General features: G+C 51.5%; 1 pseudogene. It reads left to right on the top strand.

Annotation, left to right across the window (positions count from 1 at the left end):
• Nucleotides 1-104 precede the first annotated feature (104 nt).
• Nucleotides 105-441, top strand: a pseudogene (locus ACTHTQ_RS11410) (phage tail tape measure protein); the annotation flags it as partial.

Here is a 441-nt window from a genome sequence, read left to right as displayed (position 1 = left end):
CCTCAGTTATTGCCGCGGTTGCCGTCCCCTTTGCCACCGCCAGCATTGCCTTTGGCGGATTCGGCATGAGTATTCTGAAATTTTGAGGCATTGCCCGACGTTTCATGACATTAAATCCCATAGGCCTTGCGCTGACTGCCATATTCGGCATCATCTATCTCGTTTACACCAATTGGGATACATTGACTGCCGCCTTTATCAGAGGCTGGGAATGGATTAAAAAAACATTCGCCCAAAACCCCATCCTATACGCCCTGACCGGACCAATTGGTGCAATCGTTGCATTGGCCACACACTGGGAACGCATCAAAAACGCCCTCATTACAGGCTGGGGGTGGATAAAAAAAACATTCAGCGGCAACAACCCCATATCCTCCGCCCTCTCTGCCGCCCTAGGCCCAATGGGTACTGTCTCTTCTACCCATTTCCGAGCCCACGAGA

The organism is Neisseria sp. P0020.S003 (genome assembly GCF_051957095.1).
GTDB lineage: Bacteria > Pseudomonadota > Gammaproteobacteria > Burkholderiales > Neisseriaceae > Neisseria > Neisseria subflava.
This window is presented reverse-complemented; position numbering and strand designations above follow the sequence as displayed.